Source organism: Bradyrhizobium sp. WYCCWR 12699, assembly GCF_032144035.1.
Classification (GTDB): domain Bacteria; phylum Pseudomonadota; class Alphaproteobacteria; order Rhizobiales; family Xanthobacteraceae; genus Bradyrhizobium.
This window is the reverse complement of sequence record NZ_JAVTJN010000003.1, coordinates 194,684-216,895: the sequence shown is the minus strand read 5'-3', so window position 1 is coordinate 216,895 and position 22,212 is coordinate 194,684. Positions and strand designations below refer to the sequence as shown.

The 22,212-nt window shown below is 59.9% G+C and carries 23 protein-coding genes; 9 read left to right on the top strand and 14 right to left on the bottom strand.

Annotated elements, in window-relative coordinates; all coding sequences use genetic code 11:
• Positions 1–102: 102 nt before the first annotated feature.
• Positions 103–345 carry a hypothetical protein gene (locus tag RPS27_RS03120; RefSeq protein WP_128930012.1) on the bottom strand — a complete coding sequence of 81 codons (243 nt, stop codon included), beginning with the start codon at positions 343–345 and terminating at the stop codon, positions 103–105.
• A gap of 58 nt (positions 346–403) precedes the next feature.
• Between RPS27_RS03120 and RPS27_RS03115 the strand changes: the two genes are divergently transcribed.
• The 5 genes from RPS27_RS03115 to RPS27_RS03095 all read left to right on the top strand — a co-directional run bounded on the left by RPS27_RS03115 (position 404) and on the right by RPS27_RS03095 (position 5,555).
• A complete protein-coding gene (locus tag RPS27_RS03115; RefSeq protein ID WP_128930013.1) occupies positions 404–781 on the top strand; it encodes a hypothetical protein in 378 nt (125 codons plus the stop codon).
• 23 nt (positions 782–804) lie between these two features.
• On the top strand, positions 805–1,527 hold the full coding sequence (locus tag RPS27_RS03110) for a hypothetical protein (RefSeq protein ID WP_128930014.1): 723 nt from the start codon (positions 805–807) through the stop codon (positions 1,525–1,527).
• A 1,484-nt stretch (positions 1,528–3,011) separates the two neighbouring features.
• Positions 3,012–3,380: a hypothetical protein gene (locus tag RPS27_RS03105; protein ID WP_128930015.1), complete on the top strand. Its 369-nt coding sequence runs from the start codon at positions 3,012–3,014 to the stop codon at positions 3,378–3,380.
• A 110-nt stretch (positions 3,381–3,490) separates the two neighbouring features.
• Complete coding sequence (locus tag RPS27_RS03100) at positions 3,491–4,033, top strand: hypothetical protein (protein WP_128930016.1); 543 nt, start codon at positions 3,491–3,493, stop codon at positions 4,031–4,033.
• 49 nt (positions 4,034–4,082) lie between these two features.
• The gene (locus tag RPS27_RS03095; RefSeq protein WP_232995548.1) at positions 4,083–5,555 is read left to right on the top strand and encodes a benzaldehyde dehydrogenase; all 1,473 of its coding nucleotides are present in this window, start codon (positions 4,083–4,085) and stop codon (positions 5,553–5,555) included.
• Between the two features lie 406 nt (positions 5,556–5,961).
• On the opposite strand, the gene RPS27_RS03090 is transcribed toward RPS27_RS03095, so the two are convergent.
• The 5 genes from RPS27_RS03090 to RPS27_RS03070 all read right to left on the bottom strand — a co-directional run bounded on the left by RPS27_RS03090 (position 5,962) and on the right by RPS27_RS03070 (position 9,816).
• Positions 5,962–6,756, bottom strand: a complete 795-nt coding sequence (locus RPS27_RS03090; protein ID WP_128930017.1) for a GGDEF domain-containing protein — start codon at positions 6,754–6,756, stop codon at positions 5,962–5,964.
• A gap of 313 nt (positions 6,757–7,069) precedes the next feature.
• Entirely contained in the window at positions 7,070–7,696 is a 627-nt protein-coding gene (locus tag RPS27_RS03085) for an RraA family protein (protein ID WP_206733474.1), read from the bottom strand.
• 55 nt (positions 7,697–7,751) lie between these two features.
• Complete coding sequence (locus RPS27_RS03080) at positions 7,752–8,372, bottom strand: RraA family protein (protein WP_210326182.1); 621 nt, start codon at positions 8,370–8,372, stop codon at positions 7,752–7,754.
• Between the two features lie 35 nt (positions 8,373–8,407).
• Positions 8,408–8,797: a RidA family protein gene (locus tag RPS27_RS03075; RefSeq protein WP_128930019.1), complete on the bottom strand. Its 390-nt coding sequence runs from the start codon at positions 8,795–8,797 to the stop codon at positions 8,408–8,410.
• 20 nt (positions 8,798–8,817) lie between these two features.
• Complete coding sequence (locus RPS27_RS03070) at positions 8,818–9,816, bottom strand: amidohydrolase family protein (RefSeq protein WP_128930020.1); 999 nt, start codon at positions 9,814–9,816, stop codon at positions 8,818–8,820.
• A 217-nt stretch (positions 9,817–10,033) separates the two neighbouring features.
• On the opposite strand from RPS27_RS03070, the gene RPS27_RS03065 reads away from it, so the two are divergent.
• Positions 10,034–10,984: an extradiol ring-cleavage dioxygenase gene (locus tag RPS27_RS03065; RefSeq protein WP_164933589.1), complete on the top strand. Its 951-nt coding sequence runs from the start codon at positions 10,034–10,036 to the stop codon at positions 10,982–10,984.
• Positions 10,985–11,156: 172 nt separating this feature from the next.
• A complete protein-coding gene (locus tag RPS27_RS03060; RefSeq protein WP_164933590.1) occupies positions 11,157–11,894 on the top strand; it encodes a TetR/AcrR family transcriptional regulator in 738 nt (245 codons plus the stop codon).
• Here RPS27_RS03060 and RPS27_RS03055 read toward each other — a convergent pair.
• From RPS27_RS03055 to RPS27_RS03025, 7 genes are all read right to left on the bottom strand, one after another.
• Positions 11,869–13,026: a cytochrome P450 gene (locus RPS27_RS03055; protein WP_128960202.1), complete on the bottom strand. Its 1,158-nt coding sequence runs from the start codon at positions 13,024–13,026 to the stop codon at positions 11,869–11,871. The genes RPS27_RS03060 and RPS27_RS03055 overlap by 26 nt on opposite strands.
• A gap of 5 nt (positions 13,027–13,031) precedes the next feature.
• Entirely contained in the window at positions 13,032–14,192 is a 1,161-nt protein-coding gene (locus RPS27_RS03050) for a cytochrome P450 (protein WP_128930024.1), read from the bottom strand.
• 69 nt (positions 14,193–14,261) lie between these two features.
• A complete protein-coding gene (locus RPS27_RS03045; protein ID WP_232995550.1) occupies positions 14,262–14,984 on the bottom strand; it encodes an ABC transporter ATP-binding protein in 723 nt (240 codons plus the stop codon).
• Entirely contained in the window at positions 14,977–15,729 is a 753-nt protein-coding gene (locus RPS27_RS03040; protein WP_128930026.1) for an ABC transporter ATP-binding protein, read from the bottom strand. Before RPS27_RS03040 ends, RPS27_RS03045 begins: the two co-directional genes overlap by 8 nt.
• A gap of 63 nt (positions 15,730–15,792) precedes the next feature.
• Positions 15,793–16,710, bottom strand: coding sequence for a branched-chain amino acid ABC transporter permease (locus RPS27_RS03035; protein WP_128930027.1), 918 nt, complete (start codon positions 16,708–16,710; stop codon positions 15,793–15,795).
• A complete protein-coding gene (locus RPS27_RS03030) occupies positions 16,707–17,570 on the bottom strand; it encodes a branched-chain amino acid ABC transporter permease (protein ID WP_128930028.1) in 864 nt (287 codons plus the stop codon). The genes RPS27_RS03035 and RPS27_RS03030 overlap by 4 nt, the downstream gene beginning before the upstream one ends.
• A 3-nt stretch (positions 17,571–17,573) precedes the next feature.
• Positions 17,574–18,737 carry an ABC transporter substrate-binding protein gene (locus RPS27_RS03025; RefSeq protein ID WP_128930029.1) on the bottom strand — a complete coding sequence of 388 codons (1,164 nt, stop codon included), beginning with the start codon at positions 18,735–18,737 and terminating at the stop codon, positions 17,574–17,576.
• Between the two features lie 154 nt (positions 18,738–18,891).
• On the opposite strand from RPS27_RS03025, the gene RPS27_RS03020 reads away from it, so the two are divergent.
• Entirely contained in the window at positions 18,892–20,505 is a 1,614-nt protein-coding gene (locus RPS27_RS03020) for an acyl-CoA synthetase (protein WP_128930030.1), read from the top strand.
• Positions 20,506–20,567: 62 nt separating this feature from the next.
• On the top strand, positions 20,568–21,506 hold the full coding sequence (locus RPS27_RS03015) for an SDR family oxidoreductase (RefSeq protein ID WP_128955140.1): 939 nt from the start codon (positions 20,568–20,570) through the stop codon (positions 21,504–21,506).
• Positions 21,507–21,775: 269 nt separating this feature from the next.
• Here the strand turns inward: RPS27_RS03015 and RPS27_RS03010 are convergent, their stop codons facing one another.
• On the bottom strand, positions 21,776–22,204 hold the full coding sequence (locus RPS27_RS03010) for a DoxX family protein (protein ID WP_128930032.1): 429 nt from the start codon (positions 22,202–22,204) through the stop codon (positions 21,776–21,778).
• Positions 22,205–22,212: the final 8 nt, after the last annotated feature.

Genomic DNA, 22,212 nt, shown 5'->3' with positions numbered 1-22,212 from the left:
TGGAGGAAGGCCGTGAATTGCCGCTCGGGGGTGGACGCACCTGACCTGTTCGGAATGACGTCCGAACTCTGCACCAAACGCTCTGACCGGTGCTGGGTATCCTCAATTGCTGATCAACGGTGAAGCCATTTTCGCAAGCAGCTGCGCTTTGTGCAGATGCCATTGGTAATTGGCCGCGATGGCTAGTTGAAGCAACGGGCAATCGTCCCGTCTAGAGCTCTCATCCATGATGCTCTCGATGGATAGCAAAGCACTCTGTGAGGCGCGCGCCGGCAGCTCAAGAGTTTCGATGGCAGTGGGGAGCGAGCGTCGCGGCTCTCCATAGCTGTCGGATGCCTTCATCATGCCTGCATCGGTGCGGAGCTGCAATTCACGAGGGCCGACTATCATACGGGAGGAAAAAATGGCGCAGATTAACTCGTTGGGGTCAAAGATTTCATTAGTGACAGGGCACATGGCTGGGATGATAGACCAGCCCGCACTTCCGATTTGGGTCGGTGTTCTGATCTCGGAATATGCGTTTTCACCGGCGCGAGCGGGGGCGCTTCCGACCCTCTTTCTAGGAGCCATGGTCTTTGCAAGCGTTACACTATCGCCATTCTTCCATCGCGCTCCGGGGCGCTGGATGCCGACGCTGGGCTTCGGCATCAGTGCCGGGACCTTCTATGTGATGGCCGGCTTCACCGAATTTAGCATTCTGGCAGTTGGCCACTTCGTCGCTGGATTGGCGACAGGAGTCGCACGGATAACCCACATCGTGTCTTTGCAATGGGGGGGTTAACGCTTGGAGTCTTCGCGGTAATATTGCTCGGCGCATCGGCGACTCTCATCACGAAATTCGGTCCACCAGCCATCTTTGAGGTCTTTGCCGCAGTTACGGCCGTGGCAGCCGCAATAGCGACTTTCTTCTTTCCCTCTGCTTCCATCAGCGAAGACCTCGTCAGGGATGCCGCTGGATTCACACGCCCTGTGTGGTTCATTATCACTGGAATCGTCCTGATGTCGCTCGTCCAGGCAATGATATTCAGTTTCCTACAACCGATGGGCACCGATCGCGGACTGTCGCCTGTCCAGATCCAAAGCGTTCTGGTCACGTTAGGTCTGGTGGCTATGACACCGACCCTGCTCGCCGCGTTTCTCCAAAAGCGGCTTCCGCCGATGCGGGTCGCGATGACTGGAACCCTGCTGCAGGGAGCGGTAGCTGTCCTAATCTCTTGCTCTAGCGGTTTCTTGCCGTATGCGGTCGGAGCGGTCGTTTTCCCGTTCATAATGTTGTTCACGCATACTTTTGTCTTCGGGCATCTCGCGCGCCTTGATCTCACCGGGCGCGCGGTTGCTGCGACCCCAGCCATGTTGGTCGGCAACATGATTGGACCGCTCCTGGGCGGGACATTGGTCCAGACGACTGGCTATCTTGGTCTCGGGTCGGCGGCAGCGGCCGTCGATCTCATTGCTCTCTGCTGCTTCATTGCTGCATCACAGAGAGCCACATCCGCTATCCAGCCGTTGCCGCAGCTAAACCAGTAGGCAGATCTCTTGGCTTGCCGGAGCCTGACGAGAGCCAACGCTACGCGCGGATTCGAAATGCTGAAAGACGTTGAGATGCCGATCTAGTTTCTGCGAGCAGCCAAGTTCTCATTCGCTTTTATCCAATTCGACGCAACCCCTTTGGCAAATTCCCCAGGTGCCTGGCACCGGTGCGAGCGAGAGATGTCGAAAGAGGTATAGGGGCCGGGCTCAAAGAGGCCTCTCCGCCAATACGTTCTCGCGGGGACGCTCTCTCGCCGCTGTTACGCCGAATAGGGTGATTGCGTCAGGCACAATCACGACCCTTTCCGCGACATGCACATAAGGCGCAGTCGCCATGATCGCTTTTGCCGAGAGGGCGGCATTCAGCTGATAATGATCCGCCGGCTCCGGAGACGGCATGGTTCGAATTGGAGCAGGGTTGCGAGCTTTGCTATCGACAACAACATCTCGGATGTCAGTCTCGGTTCTTCGAGTTGACCAAAGGTGTGAGCATTAATCTGATGTTTGACCATTTCGTTGTTCGGTTTTCGCGACGACACTCGCTGGTCGCATCGTTAAGTCAGATATTAACGTTCAACACAAGTCCGGACGTTCTTTCCTCGGAGCTGCGCAAGAACATCGACGGAGGCACCTCCGTCTAAGCTCGCATGAAGTGCGAAGTCTACGATCCTTTCGCCGAATAAAGTGACCGCATCGCCAGGGAAGTCTCATCGCCTAGGCGGCCATCGCGCCATCCGTGATCACGTCGATGCCGACTAAGGTTCGATAGGGCAATCGTGGTAACTTCTTCCTACCTTCTTGTTTGCCGCTACTGCTCGGCGGTTGCCACGGCGAATTCTTCGCGTTCATACCTTTCAATCAGGCAATCGGCGAGCGCGGTACACACCTCGCCGCCCCGCATTCGGGAATTCCGCTTTGCTGAGCAGAAACAGAAAAACATAAGGTTGGTCCACCGGCAGGTAATATGTAAGGATTGCCATATGCGATAACCTGATGTATTCTTACTATAAGTCAAAACTGACATATAGGAGGATCCGTCCGATGGGCTTAGTCCGCCTGTTCGAGCAGTCGAAGGCTCCGTCAGGCTCAAGTCGGAGCGTCCGGATTGTGTGTGCTGGTCTTAAGGATCAGCCAACATTTGGTTCGCTTGACCGAGTAGCTCATTTCGAGCGACGTCCCGATTGGTCGCCTGTTTCCGCGCGCTTTCGATTTTTCTCACTCAAGTCGATGCACAGCCGCCGGCAAGCTCCTCCCGCAGCTTGCGCAGGGCCCCGGCACGAGTTGTCGCGGCACCGCATTTTGCAAGAGCGCCGCCTAGGTGCTCAATCGCCTTTGCAAAATCAGTTTGAAGTTCGTGTCTGCGCTACTGGTTGCGCGCATTGGGGAAACGCCGGTCGACTCCCTGCGTATGCGATGCGGCTCTTTGTACAAGCCGAGCTCCGCGCCAAGCCGCGAAGTCATGGAATGGCGGAGTAACGATCATGAAGAAGGGCTACAAGTGGATCAACAGGAGGATCGAGCAACTCGATCCGCACGTCGATTATGCTGAAATTTGGCGGCTATCCAGCTGTTACGGCCTGACGGATTTCATACAGAATTTTTCGTATTGTTTCACATTTCCCAACTTCGTAGTGACTGAGTGGGGCGCTCGGGCCGTTTGGCGCGAGGATGGCGGAAAGCTTCTTTATAGAGCCACTCATCGCGCCGAACAGACCGGAATCAACAACACAACCTGGTGGTATTACGGTCCTCAGGACGATCGCACCATCAAATCCGTCGAAAACATCAACAAGCTCCACGCCCATTATGCCAAACAGTACCCGGGCGATTTTTCTGATCACGAAGATTAGATCTACACGCTTGCCTTCACGGCGATCGCCATGGATCTGGCATTCAAGGCGATGGGATTGAAGGGCTTCAACGAGAAGCAAAAATAGCAGCTCACAAGTTTTGGGGTGAGATGGCAAAGCTATTCGTCGCCGAAGGTGGCGTACCTTTACACGGGTATCCTAAGGACTGGGACGGTCTCGTTGCATTTTGCCGGGATTTCGAAAGCAGGGAGCGATCAGTGACCGAGAGAGGGAATCTGATCGTCAACGCGCTCTTCGATCAGTTCAGCTATCGCTATTTTCCGCCAGGCTTGCGGTGGTTGGGTCACCAGATGTTGCGATCAATGGCGCTGCCTTCGACGCTGAAGGCGCATGGCATTCCGCCGGCGCATCCCTTGGCTCAAGTACTCATACCGCGATCGTTGGGCTGCGTGGCCTGGATTGCAAAGACGCTCCTTCCTGATCCGCGGATCAGCTACATGGAACAAAGGAGCAGTATGCCGGCGGAAAACAGGAAGAAGCTGCGTAATCGGATCAATGTCCTTGATGAACAGTTTCCATCCTACTTTATCGGACGTCATGCCGAGGATCAGGCATGGGCTGGCTGTCCCTATCATGCTGCGCTGAAGTGCACCTGGACAATCCGCCCCCGCCGTTCAGGTGAGGGCTCTTGAGAAGCAGTCGAGCGTGCTCGACGCCAATTGACCCGGGACATTTTGGAGAATGAAAGAAATGGTTAGCGACAACATCGTGGCAGGCTCGGTGCTGACTGGGCAATTCTTCACGGGCGAATGGTCATCTAGCAAATCCGCCTTTGAGGCAGTCGAACCTGCGACCGGTGCGGTGATTGGTAAGGTTGGTCTTGCAAGCGCGGTCGACATTGGGAGCGCTTCTGCGAATGCACGGCAGGCGCAGGTCTCGTGGGCCGCGACGGCGCCAGATGCACGCGAAAACATACTTCTAAAGGCGTGCGAAGTCGGCGAGCGTTATAGGGATGACATCGTCACCTGGATCATGCGAGAGAGCGGCGCGGTCCGCTTGAAGGCTGAGATCGAGCTCGCAGGTACGCTCAAAGCAATCCGGCTTGCGGCTGCGATGCCCTCGCAAGCTCAAGGGAACGTGCTTCCAAGCCCGGGAGGGCGCATCAGCTTCGTGCGGCGACGCCCACTCGGGGTGATCGGCGTGATATCACCCTTCAATTTCCCGCTCTACCTTGCCGAGCGCGCCATTGCGCCGGCCCTGGCCGTCGGAAACGCGGTGGTAGTCAAGCCGGATCTGCGGACTGCTATTTGTGGTGGCTTCGTTATTGCGCGCCTCTTCGAATTGGCGGGTGTGCCGAAAGGCGTTCTTCAGGTGCTGCCCGGTCGAGAGGATGCTGGTGAGGCTCTGTGCAAGGACCCCAATGTGGCGATGATCCAATTTACCGGGTCGAGCAGGGCGGGGCGAATGGTCGGACAGGTGGCTGGACAGCATCTCAAGAAGGTGTCCCTCGAACTTGGCGGCAAGAACTCACTTATCATCCTAGACGACGCAGATCTGGATACCGCCGTTCGTGCCGCCGCCTTTTCGGCGTTCTTTCATCAAGGACAAGTTTGCATGAGCGCTGGACGCATTCTCGTGCAGAGAAACATCTTCGACGCTTTCAGCGATGCGCTCGTCAGATATGCGAAGACTTTGAAAGTTGGCAACCCTCTCGACCCTTCCGTTGCCCTCGGTCCGATGATCAATCAGCATCAGCTAAATCATGCACTAACCCTGATTGACCGCTCCGTCACCGAGGGAGCTCGGCTGCTAACGGGAGGCAAGGCGGAGGGCCTGTTTCTTCAGCCCTCCGTGCTGGCGGAGATCTCACCCACCAATCCGGCCTATCGTGACGAGCTCTTCGCTCCGGTCGCGGTGCTTGTCCCATTTGAGACGGATGTACAGGCCGGGCAAATGGCGAATGATACCGAATATGGGCTCTCTGCTGTGATCATCTCGCGCAACATCGGCAGGGCAATGGCAATTGGCGAGCAATTACGAACGGGTTTGCTACACATCAATGATCAGACGATCAACGACGATGTGGTCAATCCCTTCGGCGGCTCCGGCACATCGGGCAATGGCACATCGATCGGCGGTATCGCTAACTGGGAAGAGTTCACTCAATGGCAATGGGTGACGATCAAAGCTGAGCTGCAGCCCTATTCACTCTAAACTCGACACTCGATCACTGACTGAATGACCAATGCGCCCGTGGCGCTGATTGTTTCTCTAAGTTCCCGGCGGAGTGTTCACCAAGCTCCCTCCCACTTGGCCGTACTCTACTACCAAGAGTACGGCCTCTCTTTTCGGATCAAGGCAAGATCTGTTCGAAGGCTATCGAGTTGATCCGGACTCGTAAAGCTCGATCAACGTCTGTCTTCGACACACGCAAATCTTTTTTGGGTAGATTGGCCAAAGCCTTGGCCATCCCGATCTTAGCTTTGAGCAATAGCAGGAAGCGCTCGCTCGCGGCGGCTTGACCTGCCACTGAATTTTCATCCAGCAGCAGTTAGAGTCTCGGAGTTCGCGCCAAGTGAGGCTGCTGCGCGCGCGTGGAGAAAGAGTGCGGTTGCTACGATTAGGTGAAGCCCAAAGCGGAAACGCCAATGGTATCGCTATAGCGCACCGAAACCTGATCTCGCCCTGCACGCTTGGCGCGATACAAAGCTTCGTCTGCAAGGCCAAGTACTTTCGACAATCCCTCGCTTCCCTTGGAAACCGCCAGCCCAATGCTAACCGTGACCTTGGTCAAGGCACCATTTCGGGCAACTTCTCTCTGCCCGCAAGCCTGCCGCAACTGCTCAGCGAGTAAAACTGCATCGCTCGGAGATACGCCCAACAGCAGCGCCGCGAATTCTTCGCCTCCATGCCTGCCAATCACGAGGCTATGCTCCTTCGCGAACGACTTGAGCACGTCCCCGATTTCAACCAGCACCGCATCACCGAAATCATGACCGTATTGATCATTTATGCCCTTGAACCGATCGATATCCATCATCAAGCCTATAGCGGGAAGGTGACGATCGTATGCCTCTGCGAGAGCCTTGGCTGCAACCTCGTTAAATCCTCTTCGATTCAAGAGACCGGTGAGTTGGTCAACTCTCGAAAGTCTTAGGAGCTCGGCCTGGGTCGCGATCAACTTTTGCTGCAGCAGGTTGCTGCGCAGGCTCATGGCGCCTCCAATTCCAATGGAGGCGAGCGTACCAAGCAGAGCGACGCAACCTGTCGCATAAAGGCTGCTCACGTTGCCCTCCGGTCCGAACAGATAGGCGTATGCTAGCCAAACCAGCGGAACAGTTAAGACAAGCCCGATCGCAACGTCGCGAACCGTCCGACGGTACACATCTCCCAACGTCATTAAGGGATCATTCATCAATCGCGCTCCGTGACTTTTTGAAAGCCTAGGAGGGATCGACTGGTCGTCATCTTAAAATGCTTGGGGACTTAACAGCGTTACTAACAGGAGGTTAAATTCGGAGCCAGAAATAGGCATTGACGCTCTCCTGTCGAGTCGCCTGCCGGCACGCGCCCGGCGCAGGCCCGCTGCCACGACCGGTATGCGCAACATGCATGGGCTAATTTCCACTATTGGCAGGCCTCTAGACCGCCTGCAGCTTCCTTGAAGCCAGAAACTGCGTGAATCGCAAAGCCGAGCCATCGTCTGCCGAGCAGACGCGTCTCTAAATTCAAGCCTTGGCGCCGCTCTCGCGCGTTTGCAGCGCATGGTAGCGCAACTTCTTCCGTGTCTCGTCGAGGCGATCGCCGCGCAGCACGGCTTCGCGGATCTTCTCCTCTGCGGCTGCGATCTGTCCGGCGACTTCGATCACCTCTTGGACGCGGCTCGCCGGGATGCAGATCACGCCGTCGCCATCCCCGACCAGCCAATCGCCAGGCGCGATGCGGATACCGGCAATTTGCACGGTCACATTGTAGGCGTCGGCAGTGACGCGATCCTTGCCAGTCCGCATCGTGTTGGCCCGGGCATAGATCGGATAGTCGAGTTCGATGCTGCGGTCGATATCGCGGCAGACGCCGTCAATGACGGTGCCGCCGATGCCGCGGCGGTCGGCGACCAGGGTCAGAATGTCGCCCCAGACCGTGGCGTCCATGCGACCGTCATTGTCGATGACGACGATCTGGCCGGGCTGCACATCATCGATATAGTCGCCGACCGAACCGCCGCTCTGGCCGGTCGGTAGCATTCGGATCGTAAAGGCCGGGCCGGCAAGACGCATCGAGCGCGCAAACGGCATGATCCCGAGACACTGCCCCTCGATGCCCAGTCGATCCAGTGCATCTGACAGGGTCGTCACCCCGAATGTCTTGAGGTTTTCAGCCGCGTCCTGTGTCATTTGCTGCGCTACCCTTTCAGCATATCTTCGTAGTTCCCGGCCATGACGTTGCCGATCGCTTCGCCGCGATCGATGGCTGCCGCCATCGCCCGCTCGCGCCCAAAAATGTCCTCGGCTCCGTAGCGATGATCTCCTCGGCGCGGAGTTGGTCGACGAACACCACGCCGCTGCCATCGGCTAGGACATAGTCTCCCGGCTTGACGGCGACGTTGCCGAACGTGATCGGCTCCTGGAACGAATGCTCCGCGATCCGGCCGCGAGCGGTCACGGGTACGGCTGCGCGCGCAAAGACCGGAAGCCCGAGCGCGCGACTTTCATCAAGGTCTCGGCAGGCGCCGTCAATCAGAATAGCGGAAACGCCCTTCTTGACGGCGCCGAGGCTGAGCAGGCCGCCCCAGCCAGACACATCGGTCCGTCCGCGATGCTCGACGACGATGATGTCGCCACGTTCTGCCGCCATCACCGCTCCCGCGCCGAGGTGGCGTTTCGGGAGGTTCGGCAGAGGTGCGCCGAGCTTCGTCGTAACGGCTCGTCCGGCGACTCGCGTCGGGCCGGTGAGGGCCGAGACTCCGATGACAGCGCCCGGCAAGTTGAGCTTGTCGAGCGCGTCGGACACCGCGCAGGTGTCGAGTTCCATCAGTCTGGCGACAATGTCAGATGTCGTTGAGGTGGTCACTCGAGAACCGCCATGGCATCGCATTGGACCAGCATGTTGGCCGGCAGATGATCGTTCTGGAATGTATGCCGTGCAGGTCGCGAAGCTGCATCGGGGAACGCTTCCAGCCAATGCTTGTTGACGGCCGGTCGGGCTTCCGGAACCTTGACGTAAACCGTCATCTTGACGATGCGATCCATCGCACCTCCGGCTGCCGCCATGATGCGCTTGAGATTGTCGAACATCAGTTCAACCTGTTTCTCGACCTCGTCAGGAATCTTTCCTGCCGCGAGATCCAACCCATAGACACCGCCGGTCATGACGATATTGCCGACGCGAGACGCTGCGGGTATCGGCTGAGCGCCATGGCTGAAGCCTTCGATTTCGATGCTGCGGCGTGCAGTCATTGCTGCTCCTCCCCAACCGGTCAGACGTCAAGCCGCGCGAACAGACGGCGCGCGTTGCCTTCGAAAATGCCCTTCTTGTCAGCTTCGCTGATCTCGGTGATCGATTCGATTACCGGCCTGATGTCGTCATAGGGCTTGCCCGAATTTGGATCGATGCCGCCGCCGCTGCCCGGCCGCTCGGTGCCGAAGACGCACCGATCGGCGCCGACCACGTCGAACAGCAGCTCCAGCGATTTCTTGTAGTGCAGTACCGTATCGAACCAGAAGCGCTTGAGCGTCTCGTCGAAAGTCTCGGCCTTCGCCCCCGAGGCGGCGGCGAACATTTGGCGATTCGAGCGCCAGCGACCGACTTGATACGGCACGGAGCCGCCGCCATGGCTGATCAGCAGCTTCAAGCTGGGAAAGCGCTTGAACACGTCGGACCGGGAGATCGAGGTGATGGCAAGGCTCTCTTCCGTGATGAAGTGCTCGTCATACGTTTCGCGGCCGCAGCAGGCGCAGCTGTGGATGTGACCAGGGATATCGTGCTCGCAGAGGAATTCGTATAGGGGATACCAATAGGAATCGCCCATCGGCGGCGACTTGCCGGCCCCCTCCGAAGGATCGGGATTGATCAACACGCCCAGAAAGCCGAGATCGTTGATGCACCGCTTGATCTCGTCGAACATCTTTTCAACCGGCACGCCCGTCGCTTGAGGCAGGCCGCCCACGCCGCGGAAGCGCTTGGGGTGCAACTTGATCGTGCGTGCGATCATGTCGTTGTTGTCCTGCGCCCAGCTGACGATGTCGTCCCAGCGGTTCTCGCCATGCAGCATCATGAAAGGCCGGGGTGAGAGAACCTGGATGTCGGTGCCGACGCCGTCCATGATCTGCACGTTCTGGGCTGCTGATTTCTCAAGCTCTGCATCCGGGATCTTGGCGTGATAGATGCCGTATTGGCCGCGCGCGACCTGGAGATTTCCGCGATGGGCGTAGAAGCTCGGCGGCGCGACGAGATGCGCGTGGGCGTCGATGATCATGCGGACATTTCTCCCTGGATGGATAGCGCGGGTCTTGCGACCACTAAATCTTCCACATGGTATAATTAAAAAGCGACCGTCGCAAGCCCTGGGAATTGCGTCGAGGCGATTGCCATTCGCGATCGCTCGTAGCAATATAGTCCATCTGGTAAAATTAAAAGAGAGGAAATGTCCAATGGCGAAAATCGTTCTCGGCCTCGCCGCGTCGCACACCCCCATGCTCGCGCTGGAGGGAAAGCGTTGGAGCGAGCGCGCGGCTGACGATCTCAAGAACAAAGCTCTCAATCTCTCCGATGGCCGCTATGTGTCCTACGACGAGCTCGCCCGCGAAAACGGCGCTCCTTATGCGGCGCTGGCGACCGAGGCGAAGTTCCTGGAGATCGAGGCCGCATCGCAGAAGGCTCTGGATTACATGGCCGACCGCCTGGCGCAGGTTGCACCCGACGTCGTGCTGATCGTGGGGGACGATCAGGCCGAATTGTTCAGCCTATCCAACATGCCCGCAATCTCCATCTTCTATGGAGAGGAGATCCTGACGCATGAGCGCCATCTCACGCCGCAGACGCCGAATTGGATCGGCACGGTCATGAAGGGATATGCCATGGATGCAGTCCATACGTTTCCGGGCTGTCCAGAGCTCGCCCGCGAGCTGATCCATGGTCTGATCGAGAACGACGTGGACATCGGAGCAGCAGCGAAGGTGGATGACCCGCACAAGGCCGGATTCGGCCATGCCTACGGCTTCATCATCGAGCGGCTGTTCAAGGGAAAGTCCATTCCGGTTCTGCCGGTCCTGCTGAACACCTACTTTCCGCCCAATGCCCCGACGGCACGACGCGCCTATGGCGTCGGACAGGCGATCGCGAGCCTCATTTCACGGTCGAAGTTGGATGCCCGAGTGGCCGTGGTGGCCAGCGGCGGCCTGAGCCATTTTGTCGTGGACGAGAAGCTCGATCGCAAGGTGCTCGATGCGATCAAGCGCAAGGACGTGTCCGTCCTCAAGTCGCTGACCAGGGGAGAGTTGAACTCCGGCTCTTCGGAACTCCTGAATTGGGTGATGGTCGCGGGCATGTCCGAGCATCTCGACAACGACTGGACGGAATACTATCCAGGCTATAGGACCCCGGCCGGTACAGGCACGGGTATCGGCTTCGCCGTCTGGTCCTAAATTTCCCGGCACAGCGAGCGACTGCCGCCGGCGAGGCGACTTGCCGGCGGAGTTCACGCCTGTGTCGCTCCGGTCTGTGTGTTCCGCTTGTGCGCGTCGGGCGCGGTGTTGACAAACCGGTCGCTCCGGCGGATAGGCTTCGTGCGGACATGGCATGCCACGCGGAGCTGTTTTGGCGACGGATCTGACCAAGGAAACCCTCGACGAGGTCGTGAATCAGCGCCGGCGCCAGCAGCGTTCCCTCGACACAAGGGAACGGATCCTGGAGGCCGCTTTCGAGGAATTCGCCGAGCGTGGCTTTGAGGGAGCGTCGACACGGACGGTTGCAGCCAAGGCCGGCGTTCAGCATCCGCTCGTGACTTATCATTTCAAGAACAAGGACGGGCTTTGGCGCGCCGTCCTATCAACGACGAGCGTGAATTTCAGCCGGCACTTCCAAGACTACCTTGCCGGCGTCTCTAAGCAGGACGAGGTGGGACAGCTCAGGGTTCTCCAGGAGCAGTTCATCCGCTTCGCCGCTGCCAATCCGAACTTCCATTGGCTGATGTCACACGAGGGAAAGCGCGAGAGCGAACGGCTGACCTGGCTAGTCGAAGATCGGGTCCGCAACTATTTCAACGTCGTCGCGAAGCTCATCCGTGCGGCTCAAAAGCAAGACCGTTACGTCGAGGGCGATCCCTATCATCTCCAGTATCTGTTCATCGGTGCGGTAACGCGTATCTTCATGCTTTCGGCCGAGGTCCAGCAGGTGATGGGCCACTCGCCTTTTTCAAAGAAATTCGTTGATGAGCACATCCGCACCTGCTGCGCGCTGTTTTTCCGCGAGCCGGCAGAGCAACCTCGCCGGCGTAAGCTCGCTCCGCGAAACAAAGACGCAAAACGCGTTACCAAGCGAGCGGCAAGCTCCTGAAGCCGCGCACCATCAGGTGACGAACACGAACTGCGCGGGCGAGGTCAATCTCGAAGTCCCCGAAAGTGCTCAGCACTTTCGGCAGAATGGTGCGGAGCATGGCGCGTGTCGCGGGGGCGCCGAGGCAAATATGCGGCCCCGAACCGAAGCCGAAATGGCGAACCTTGCCCCGGTCGACATTGAAGGTCTCGGCATTTGTAATTGCGCTCTCATCGCGATTGGCGGAGCCGTAAAGCAACACCACCCGGCTGCCTGCTGGAATGTCGGTTTCGCTGAGGGCGACCGGGCTGGAAGTGATCCGCGCGAAACACTGTGTCGAGGTATCCCAGCGCACACCCTCTTCGATGGTAGCTTCGACCAAGCTCTGATCGGCCAGGATGCGCGATCGCTGCTCGGGGTGGCGCCAGAGCGCATGGACCAGGTTGGGTAGAAAGTGGCCGATGGAGGCATTGCCGGCCAGGAGCACGGTCATCATGTTTGCGACGATCTCGGTATCCGTGAGGGGCGCTCCATCCTGTTGAGCAGCGATCAGGACCGAGAAGAGATCGTCCCCACGTTCGACACGCCGGCGTTCCAACTCCTCGGACAGCAGCGCAATGACCTTGGCGCGTTCTTCCTCGGAGAGCGCAGGCCCCGCGGGGCCGGAATTCCCGCGAAATAAACGCTCCGACAGCTCGGCTGCGCGCTGCGCCGAATCGGGTCCCAGCCCCAGCATCCTGCCTAGCGCGCCGAACAGCACCGGGCGGCTCACTTCGGCGACAAAGTCGCATCGGCGCCGGGTGCCAAGCGCTTCCAGGCCCTTAGCGAGAGTATCGCGGATCCAGGGCAGAACCAGCTCGATACGCGCCGGGCTCAGTCCCCGCATGATGATCCGGCGAAGCTCGTCATGCCGTGGCGGGTCGATCGAGCCGAGCGTCTTGCCCACGCGCAGCGGAGAATCGCTGAGGGCGTTCCCGGCGGAGGACGAGAGCAGGACGGGATTGTTCAGTGCATAGGCGATATCCGCATAGCGGCTCACGAACCAGAGCTTTGTGGTAGGGCAATGATAGACCGGACATTCGGAGCGCAGGCGACGATAGGTCGGATAGGGGTCATCGAGAAACCCATTGCCGGTGAGGTCGAACTCGCTCACCTCGTTCACCAGCGGATCGTCAGCTTGTAAAAGCCGCGTACCATCATGTGAGCGACGCGTTCGGCGTTCGCGACGTCGAGCTCATAGTCGCCGAGCGCCGGCAGCAGAGGGGTCATGACCGTTCGCATCATGGCCCGTGCTGCGGGCGCCCCAAGGCAGATATGGGGGCCGGAGCCGAAGCCAAAATGCCGGGTCTTTGGCCGGCTGATGTCAAAGCGGTCCGGATCCGGGATAGCGCGTTCGTCGCGATTGGCGGCCGCGAAACAGACCACGAGCCGGCTGTCTGCCGGAATTGCGATTCCGTGCAGCTTGACCTCCTTCGTGGTCTGCCGTCCGAAAGCCTGGGTTGACGTATCCCAGCGAACGCCTTCGTTCACGGCGGCATCCAGCAGGGCCGGATCGGCCTGCAACTTGCGACGCTCGTCCGGATTGGTCCAGAGCGCGTAGATCAAGTTAGAGAAATAATGCCCGATGGACGCGTTGCCCGCGAGCAGGACGGTCGACATGTTGCCCAGAATCTCGCCGTCGGAAAGTGGTGCTCCCCCCTCCTGTGCGTCGAGCAGGAACGAGAACAGATCGTCACTGCGGTCCTTGCGACGTCGCTCGAGCTGCTCGGTGAGCAGTTCAAACACCCCTTCCATCAAGCCCGGCCTCGCAGCCGGGCCCATCGGTCCCGTATCGGTATGAAAGATGTCCCGCGACAAATCCGCCGCCCGGTCCGCAGCTTCGCCGTCCAACCCGAGCATCCGCCCGAGTGCGCCATAGAGGATGGGCCTGCTGATATCTGCCATGAAGTCGCACTCACGACGGGTGCCGAACTTGTGCAGCAGTCGATCGACGTCGCGCTGAATGGCGGGCAGCATGGATTCGATGCGCGCGGGCGTGAAGCCCTTCATCACCACACGGCGAAGTTCGTCATGACGCGGCGGATCGGTCGATCCGAGCGTCCTGCCCACCCGCAAGGGTGAATCGACCAGCGCATTGCCACGCGCCGAAGAGAAGACCTCGTAGTCGTTGAGGATGCGCGCCACGTCCTCGTTTCGCGTGATGATGTAGAACCCGCTCCCTTCGTGCAGATAGACCGGATGGTCGTCGCGCAACACCTTGTAGGTGGGATAGGGGTCGTCCACGAAGTTCCGCTCCTCGGGATCGAAACGAAAGGCCATGTGGTTCTCCCAGGAAATTATTATTACGCTAAATCTACCATATGGACAGTATAATGAGCAAGCCTTCGGCTACGCGGCGCGACCGGGTTTGCGGATGCCGACATATTGTTCGAGGGCACCGCGATCCGCCGCAATAGCGCTGCTTTCTCCGTTGCGAACGGCAATGCCGCGCTCCAGGATGATCGCCTGCCGCGCCAGCCTGAGCGCGAAGCCTGCGTGCTGCTCGATCAGAATGACCGCCATGCTCTCGGTCTCGGTGATCGCGGTGATGCAGCGCGCGACGTCCTGCGCGACGACGGGGGCGAGGCCTTCGAGCGGCTCGTCGAGCAGCAGCAAGCGCGGGTTCGTCACCAGGGCTCGACCGATCGCCAGCATCTGCTGTTCGCCGCCCGACAGCTGATCTCCGAAATTGGTGCGACGTGCCTTCAGACTTGGAAACATCTCGAAGATGCGCTCGATTGTCCAAGGTCCGTTCGTCGCGGCAATCTGCAGGTTCTCCTCGACAGTGAGGGGGGCGAATATCTCGCGGCCTTGCGGCACCCACCCGATGCCCAGTCGGCATCGCCGGTGTGGCGCTAGGTCGGCGATCTCGTTGCCGCGAAAACGAATTCGCCCCGAGCGGGGCGTGAGATGACCCGCAAGGGCGAGCATCAGGGTTGATTTTCCGGCCCCGTTTCGGCCCAGAACCGCAAGAGAGCCGCCGGCCTCAATCGCGAAGGACAGTCCGCTGATGACGATTCCTTCACCATAGCCCACGTTGAGCTGGTCGACCTCGAGCAGCGGCTCAGTCACGGTCATCTCCGAGATAAATCCGCCGCACCTCCGGGTCGGTCGCGATCTCGCCGGGCTTGCCTTGGCGAAATACCGAACCGGCGACGAGAACGGTGATCGTGTCGGCAAAACGAAAGACCAGATCCATGTCGTGCTCGATGAAGAGAACGGCGATCTGATCGGGGAGGGATTCGATAGCCTGCATCAGCTCAAAGCTCTCGCCGGCGGGAACTCCCGCCGCCGGCTCGTCCAACAGCAGCACGCGGGGACGGCCGGCGAGGGCGAGAGCAATCTCCACAAGGCGCTGGCGACCGTAAGATAGTTCGGCAGTCCGCCGCAGGCAGTCGCGGTCAAGCCCGACCGAACGCGCCAACTCATACGCCTCGTCCGTGGTGTCGGGCTGCCGATGTAAGGCCTGAAGAGGCCTGCCAAGCCGTCCGCGGCGCCGGGCGACCGCGAGCATGATCGATTCCAGCGGCGTCAGATGCGGGAACAGGGCGTTAATCTGGAAAGTCCGCCCCAATCCGCGTGCGACACGCTGATCGGTGCTCAATCGATCGATTGGCTCGCCCTCCAGCAGAATGCTGCCGCTGCTCGGGGCCAGCACGCCGGTGAGCAGGTTGATCAGCGTGCTCTTGCCGGCGCCGTTCGGCCCGATCAGGGCATGTCGACCGCCTGCCTTTAGCACGAGGCTGACGGCATTGGTGACCTTCAAGGCGCCAAATTGCTTGCAAAGGTCGCGTGTCTGGAGCGCGGCAACCGTCATCTCGCTCGCCTCCAGCGCACGATCTTGCTCCGAACCAGGCTCACGACGCCGAGTAGGCCGCCTCTAGCCGTCAACACGATCGCGATCAGCACCAGGCCGAGCCAGAACATCCAATATACAGGATTGACCGTCGACAGCAGGTCGCGCATCCAGATGAACGCGGCAGCCCCAATGAAGCCGCCGATAAGCGTGCCAATTCCGCCGACGATCAGCATGACGAGGGCCGACACCGATCGTTCGAAGCTCAACGTTTCCAGTGCGACGATCTGTGTGGTCTGCGCCAGCAGCGCGCCTCGCCGCCGATATCGTGAAAGCGATCATCTTGCGCCGTGTGATGGAGACGCCGAGCATCGGAACGCGGGTCTGGTTCTCGCGAATGGCCTGCAGCGCGAGACCCTCCGGCGAGTGGACATAACGCCGGGCGACAAGATAAAGCGTCAATGCGCTGCAATAGGCATACCAGAACGCGGTTCGGCCGAAGAGATCGAACTCGAACAGCCCGAGCAGCGGCCACATCTCGATTCCCTGGAGACCGCTGTCGCCGCCGGTGAGCCAAGGCAGGCGGCTTGCGCCTTCATAGAGCAGAAGCCCGATGCAAAGCGTCACCATGAGCACTGCGGCGCCGCGGACTTTTGCAATCAGCGTGCTGAAGGCGAAGCCGAGAGCGCCGGTCACGAGCCCGGCAGCAAGAACGCCGGAGATCGGCTCGCCCCAGCCATGCGCAGCGAGCAATCCCGCCGTGTAGGCGCCGAGTCCGAAAAAGGCGGCATGTCCGAAGGACGGAATCCCGCCATAGCCGAGCAACAGATCGAGCGACATCGCAAACAGGCCGCCGATTAGGATCTGTGTGAGAAGGACGAGCTTGCCGGGAAAGAGGACATAGCAGGCCGCTGCAGCGATCCAAAAGACCAGCTCGACCAAGGTCCATCTGGCGCGAAAGCGCACCGCAGTTCGCGCGAGGTCGAGAGTGATGTCGCTCATTGCGGACGGCCGGCTAGGCCTTGCGGGCGCACCGTCAGGACGGAAAGCGCCGTTGCATAGATGATAAACGCGCCGATCTCCGGAAGCAGATATTTCCCGGCCACGTCAAGGACCCCGAACATGAGGCAGGCGGCAAACGTTCCGCGCAAGGAGCCGAGCCCGCCGACGCTGACCACGATCAGCAACTCCGTCAGAAATTTGATGGGGAAGTTCGGGTCGAGGCCAAGGAGCTTCACGCTGAGCGCGCCGCCTAGTCCAGCAAGCGCGGAGCCGAGAGCGAAGGCGAGGGCGTACAGTCTTGCGACGTCGATGCCGCAGGATGCCGTCATCCGCCGGTTGAAAACGGCCGCCCTTATCCTGGCGCCAAAATTCGTATGATCGATCAGAACAAGCAGCGACAGAAGAAGTGCCGTGCCGAAGCCGATCAGAAAAAGCCGGTAGCGGCTGACCTCGACAGCGCCGATGCGGACGTTTCCGTCCAGCCATGAAGGCACCGCGATCGCCATCTGCTCTGGACCGACCAGATAGGTGGCTGCGGCAATCGACACGTAGACGACGCCGATCGTCAGCAGGACCTGTTCCAGCTCCGAGGCCTCGTACAGTCTCCGGAAAAGGCTGCGCTCGAGGATCGCACCCACGGCGGCCGCGATGGCGGCAGCCGCTGCCACCGCCGCAAGGAACGGCCACCCGGCCTTGCCGATCAGCAATGCCGCCGTGTAGCCTCCAACCATGGCCAGCGCCGCATGCGCCATATTGGCGAAGCCCATCAGCCCGAGCGTGATGGAGAGGCCACCAGCCATCAGAAACAGCACGAACCCATAAGCGATGCCGCCGATCAGAACGTTGACGAAGCCGACCATGATCTAGCGCGCCGATCCAGGATCCTTGACGTCGGGAATGGTCGCAAACTCCAAATTGACCATCTGTCCGTCCCGATTCTCGACCCTTCGGAAGTAGATGTTCTGCACGATCTCACGGGTCGACGGGTCGATCGCAATCGGGCCGCGCGGGCTTTCGAATCTTGTTTGCTTCAGAAGCTCGATCGTGCGCTCGGGATTGAGATCGCCCTTCTGCGCATCAACGACCGTATAGATGGCACGCAGGACGTCGTAGCTGACGACCGGTATGAAACCGAGCGGCCGGCCCTGCGCGACCGCGTTGAACGCGGCTGCGAACTCTCGGTTGACCTCCGAATCATGCGTCGGGGTGTAATGGAAGGCCGTAACAACTCCGAGAGCGGCCTCGCCCGCGGCAGGTAGTGACGATTCGTCCGTGATGTCCCCGATGCCGATGATCTTGGCCGGATCCAGCCCTGCCTCCTTGAACTGGCGGAGAAAGATCGGCGTCAATTCGCCGGCAGCCATGAACACGAAGATGCCATCCGGGTTCGCGTCCTTGATGCGCTGGATATAGGCGGAGAAGTCCGTGGCCTTGAGCGGCGCCCGCACAGATCCGGCAATCACGCCGCCGGCCGCTTTGTATTCACGGACGAACATCGCCTCCGCATCGAGGCCCGGCTCGTATTCATGCACGAACGTATATACGGATTTCAGCTTTTGCTTGGCGGCGTAGAGCGCGAGCTGCTGCGCCATTTCGGTGGTCGTGAAGCCGAACCGAACGGCGAAGGGATGCTTGGCGAGGATGCCCGAAGTTGCCGAGTTGACGATGAGGAGGGGCACCTTGGCGCTGGTCGATAGCGGCGCAACAGCCATTGTGTTGGGCGTGTAGTCCATTCCTGCGAGGAAATCGACATTCTCGCTGACGATCAGCTCCTGGGCCAGGCGGCGGGCCACGTCAGGTGCGGGTCCCGTCGTGTCGCGCTTGATGATCTCGATCCTGCGACCGGCGACCGTAGTGCCGAACTTGCGGAAAAACACCTGGATCGCGGCATCGGACGCGGCGCCGGCCGCGGCGCCCGGCCCGGTATAGCTCATCAGCCAGCCGATCTTCAGCGGACGGTCGTCGGCCTTTGCCTGAATGCTGACGGCCAACATGGCCGCGGCCACGATTGCGATCCTGGCGATCATGCCGCTTATCCTCCCTTAGACTGATCATGCGGGGTCTCTCCCGGACCCTTGATACAAATTAGACCATATGGAAAATATATGCAAGATAGCGCGAGGCCGGTGGGGCTGCCCTAGCAGGACACGGTCTGACAGAAGCGAGCACAAGGGAGGGGAGATGAACGCAGATATCGGAGTTACGATCGCGAAAGCCCGCGAGCATTCGATTGGCGATCTCTTGCGCCGCTCGGCTGCCCGCGAGCCGAGCAAGCTAGCCTTGAGCTGCGGCGCGGTGCGCTGGACGTTTGCCGAACTGGACGCGATCTGCAATCGACTGGCGCGTGGCCTACCCGGCCTCGGCGTCGGGAAGGGCGACCGTCTCGCCGTGCTGTCGCGCAACTCGCATGCCTTTGCGGCGCTGCGCTTCGCGGTAGCGCGGATCGGCGCGGTGCTGGTGCCGATCAACTTCATGCTCAATCCCGACGAGATCAATTTCATCCTGAAAAGCTCCGGCGCCAGGCTGCTCGCGACCGGCCCCGATTTCGTCGAGGCCGCACGCGCCGCGAGCAGTAAGGGCTGCGCGGTGGAGAAGCTCATCTGGTTGCCGGGCGAGGATCCCGCTGCGCAGCCGGCGGGCCTCACCAGCTTCGACGATCTTCTCGATGCCGACAGCTCGTTGTTTGAGGCCTCCGTCGACAGCCGCGATCTCGCACAGATTGTTTACACCTCGGGCACGGAATCCCTGCCCAAGGGTGCGATGCTGAGCCATGAAGCCGTGATGTGGCAGTATGTGAGCTGCATCATCGACGGCGGCATGAGCGCCGACGATAAAGTGCTGCACGCGCTGCCGCTCTATCATTGCGCTCAGCTCGACGTCTTCCTCGGCCCGCAAGTCTATCTCGGCGCCTCCGGCGTGATCACGGGCAAGCCGACCGCAGACAACATTCTGGCGCTGATCCAGGCGCACGGGATCACCTGCTTCTTCGCGCCGCCGACGATCTGGATCGCGATGCTGCGCTCGCCAAATTTCGACAAGAGCGATCTGTCGTCGCTGCAAAAGGGCTATTACGGCGCTTCGATCATGCCGGTGGAGGTGCTGCTCGAGCTCCAGCGCCGCCTGCCCAACGTCAAGTTCTGGAACTTTTACGGTCAGACCGAGATCGCGCCGCTTGCGACCGTGCTGACGCCCGAGGACCAGCTCCGCAAGGCGGGCTCCGCCGGCAAACCCGCCATCAACGTCGAGACCCGCGTCGTCAACACGGCAATGGAGGACGTTGGCGTCGGCGAGATCGGCGAAATCGTACACCGCTCGCCGCATCTGTTGTCGGGCTATTACAACGATCCCGTGAAGACCGCGGCGGCTTTCGCTGGCGGCTGGTTCCACTCCGGCGACCTCGCCACCGTCGATGCCGAGGGCTACATCACCGTTGTCGACCGCGTGAAGGACATGATCAAGTCCGGCGGCGAGAATGTCGCCAGCCGCGAGGTCGAGGAGATGATCTACAAGATCCCGGCGATCTCCGAGGTCGCCGTCGTGGGCCTGCCCGATCCGCACTGGATCGAGGCCGTAACCGCGATTGTCGTGGTTAAGAGCGGCGAGAAGCTCGACGAGGATGCCGTCATCACGCATTGTGCGGGATCGATGGCGCATTTCAAGGTGCCCAAGCGCGTGATCTTTGTCGACAGCCTGCCGAAGAATCCGTCCGGCAAGCTGCTCAAGCGGGAATTGCGCCAGCGTTTCATCGGCGGCGAGACGCTCGACAAGGCGATCCAGAAAAACTTCGGGGCTTGAGGCGGCCACCCAGCCGCTCGCGGCAGGTTGGGGCCTTCGCCAGGGTTTATTGAGGTCTGTTAATGCGACACGGTCAGAAGAAGATTCCGAGCACGATTCTCATTTTCGGTGCAGCGGCTCATATCGGCGGCCCACTTGCGCACTTCTTGCGCGAGGAGGCGCCGCAGATCAAGCTGCGCCTCGTAACAAGCAATCCCGCCAATTGTGACGTCCTTCGCCGCGAGCACCCGCATGCGGAGGTCGTCATTGCCAGCTATTTTGATCTCGCATCGCTTGAGAAGGCGGTCGACGGAATGGAAGGAATCTTCGTACTGACCAGAAGCGGCACGAACGAGGCCGACGCGATGACAAATCTCGTTGTCCTGCTCAAGAAGGCAAGGTCCGCCGTTCACGTTATACGTCTTGTCGGCCTACAACCCGAAGCGAATCGAAGGCGAATTCCTCAGTCTCTCCGCGAGCATGGTCTTGGTTTACCCATCCAACACCCCATCGCAAAAGAAATCCTCGACGAAAGCGGTCTGCCTGTCACCTACCTGAACATCGGCGCAACCTTCATGGACAACTTCTACTGGATGAAGGACGGCTTGAGGAAGGAGCGAAAGCTGATCTGGCCCGAACGCTTGATTCCCTATATCGATCCACGCGACATTGCGGAAGTGGCCGGACGTCTTTTCCTGTCGAGCAATCATCGGCACATTGGTCAATTTCACACTCTGAACAACGGACAGGACATACTGAGGTTCAGCGACGTCGCCGATCTCATGACCAAGGTTTTTCAGGAAAGAATTGTTCACGACGGCAGCAGAGCGGGCTTCTTCGAGGCGTACCGGGAGCTCGGAGAGATCCGGCTGCACTATCTCTGGGATTTCTTCCAGTACGAAGAACAGAACGAGGTGGTTTGGGCGCGCAATGACTTCGTTGAGCGCACCCTAGGACGGATGCCCGTCTCCTTGAGCGAATGGCTGGCCGAACATCGGCAAGCCTTGCTGTTCGGAATATAGGCCTAAAGCGCCCTCGCGCGATGGAGATCTAGGGATCATTGCCCAGCGGGACCTCCGCTATATCGTACTCATGAAACGCTTTAAGTGGCGCGCAACTGGACACCCGGTTTGCCTGAGGCTGATTGCTGCTACCATCCATTTGGAGGGGCGAAGACATGCTGCGATGAGCGAAGCTGCATCGTGGGAGCGTGCCGCCGGGATAATTCGACGCCAATCGATCCCCTGAGAGCCTTCGGGAAGCACCGCCATGGCTGGTTAGGAGCTCGGCATCAGGATCGGCGCGGCGCGACCGGTATCTTGCGCCCGCGCCCCCAGACAACAAAGACGCTAAGGGCCAGCAAGATGAAGTTGAGAGGCGTGAGCTCGGCCTCGCCGCGAGAGACATGAAAAACGATAGCGAAGACCTGCAACACGGAGCAGCCAAGCGCGGCAAGCACTGTCAGCCGCGGCATAATCCGGGTTAACGCAGGCACGAGAACGCCAATTCCTCCGGCGAGGTCGATCAGTCCGATGACCCGGACAAATGCTTCAGAGTGCTGACCTGTCCATGGCATCATTGCCGCTAACTGCGGAATCGGCATGAACAGCTTCGCGAGCCCGGACGAAGCGAACACGCAAAAGAGGAGGGCTTGAGCGATCCAAAGGCTCACGCATAGGGGACGTTCCCGCGGGGCGGCTTGGGCGGTGGCGGTGGACATGGCAGGCA

Bases quoted from the DNA above. Each gene is read 5' to 3' on its own strand.
- RPS27_RS03095 (WP_232995548.1), top strand. From the start codon at position 4,083: ATGAAAGAAATGGTTAGCGACAACATCGTGGCAGGCTCGGTGCTGACT.
- RPS27_RS03120 (WP_128930012.1), bottom strand. From the start codon at position 345: ATGATGAAGGCATCCGACAGCTATGGAGAGCCGCGACGCTCGCTCCCC.
- RPS27_RS03090 (WP_128930017.1), bottom strand. From the start codon at position 6,756: ATGAATGATCCCTTAATGACGTTGGGAGATGTGTACCGTCGGACGGTT.
- RPS27_RS03030 (WP_128930028.1), bottom strand. From the start codon at position 17,570: ATGGTCGGCTTCGTCAACGTTCTGATCGGCGGCATCGCTTATGGGTTC.
- RPS27_RS03040 (WP_128930026.1), bottom strand. From the start codon at position 15,729: ATGACGGTTGCCGCGCTCCAGACACGCGACCTTTGCAAGCAATTTGGC.
- RPS27_RS03010 (WP_128930032.1), bottom strand. From the start codon at position 22,204: ATGTCCACCGCCACCGCCCAAGCCGCCCCGCGGGAACGTCCCCTATGC.
- RPS27_RS03115 (WP_128930013.1), top strand. From the start codon at position 404: ATGGCGCAGATTAACTCGTTGGGGTCAAAGATTTCATTAGTGACAGGG.
- RPS27_RS03065 (WP_164933589.1), top strand. From the start codon at position 10,034: ATGCTCGCGCTGGAGGGAAAGCGTTGGAGCGAGCGCGCGGCTGACGAT.
- RPS27_RS03020 (WP_128930030.1), top strand. From the start codon at position 18,892: ATGAACGCAGATATCGGAGTTACGATCGCGAAAGCCCGCGAGCATTCG.
- RPS27_RS03015 (WP_128955140.1), top strand. From the start codon at position 20,568: ATGCGACACGGTCAGAAGAAGATTCCGAGCACGATTCTCATTTTCGGT.
- RPS27_RS03075 (WP_128930019.1), bottom strand. From the start codon at position 8,797: ATGACTGCACGCCGCAGCATCGAAATCGAAGGCTTCAGCCATGGCGCT.
- RPS27_RS03070 (WP_128930020.1), bottom strand. From the start codon at position 9,816: ATGATCATCGACGCCCACGCGCATCTCGTCGCGCCGCCGAGCTTCTAC.
- RPS27_RS03035 (WP_128930027.1), bottom strand. From the start codon at position 16,710: ATGAGCGACATCACTCTCGACCTCGCGCGAACTGCGGTGCGCTTTCGC.
- RPS27_RS03105 (WP_128930015.1), top strand. From the start codon at position 3,012: ATGAAGAAGGGCTACAAGTGGATCAACAGGAGGATCGAGCAACTCGAT.
- RPS27_RS03080 (WP_210326182.1), bottom strand. From the start codon at position 8,372: ATGGAACTCGACACCTGCGCGGTGTCCGACGCGCTCGACAAGCTCAAC.
- RPS27_RS03100 (WP_128930016.1), top strand. From the start codon at position 3,491: ATGGCAAAGCTATTCGTCGCCGAAGGTGGCGTACCTTTACACGGGTAT.
- RPS27_RS03025 (WP_128930029.1), bottom strand. From the start codon at position 18,737: ATGATCGCCAGGATCGCAATCGTGGCCGCGGCCATGTTGGCCGTCAGC.
- RPS27_RS03050 (WP_128930024.1), bottom strand. From the start codon at position 14,192: ATGGCCTTTCGTTTCGATCCCGAGGAGCGGAACTTCGTGGACGACCCC.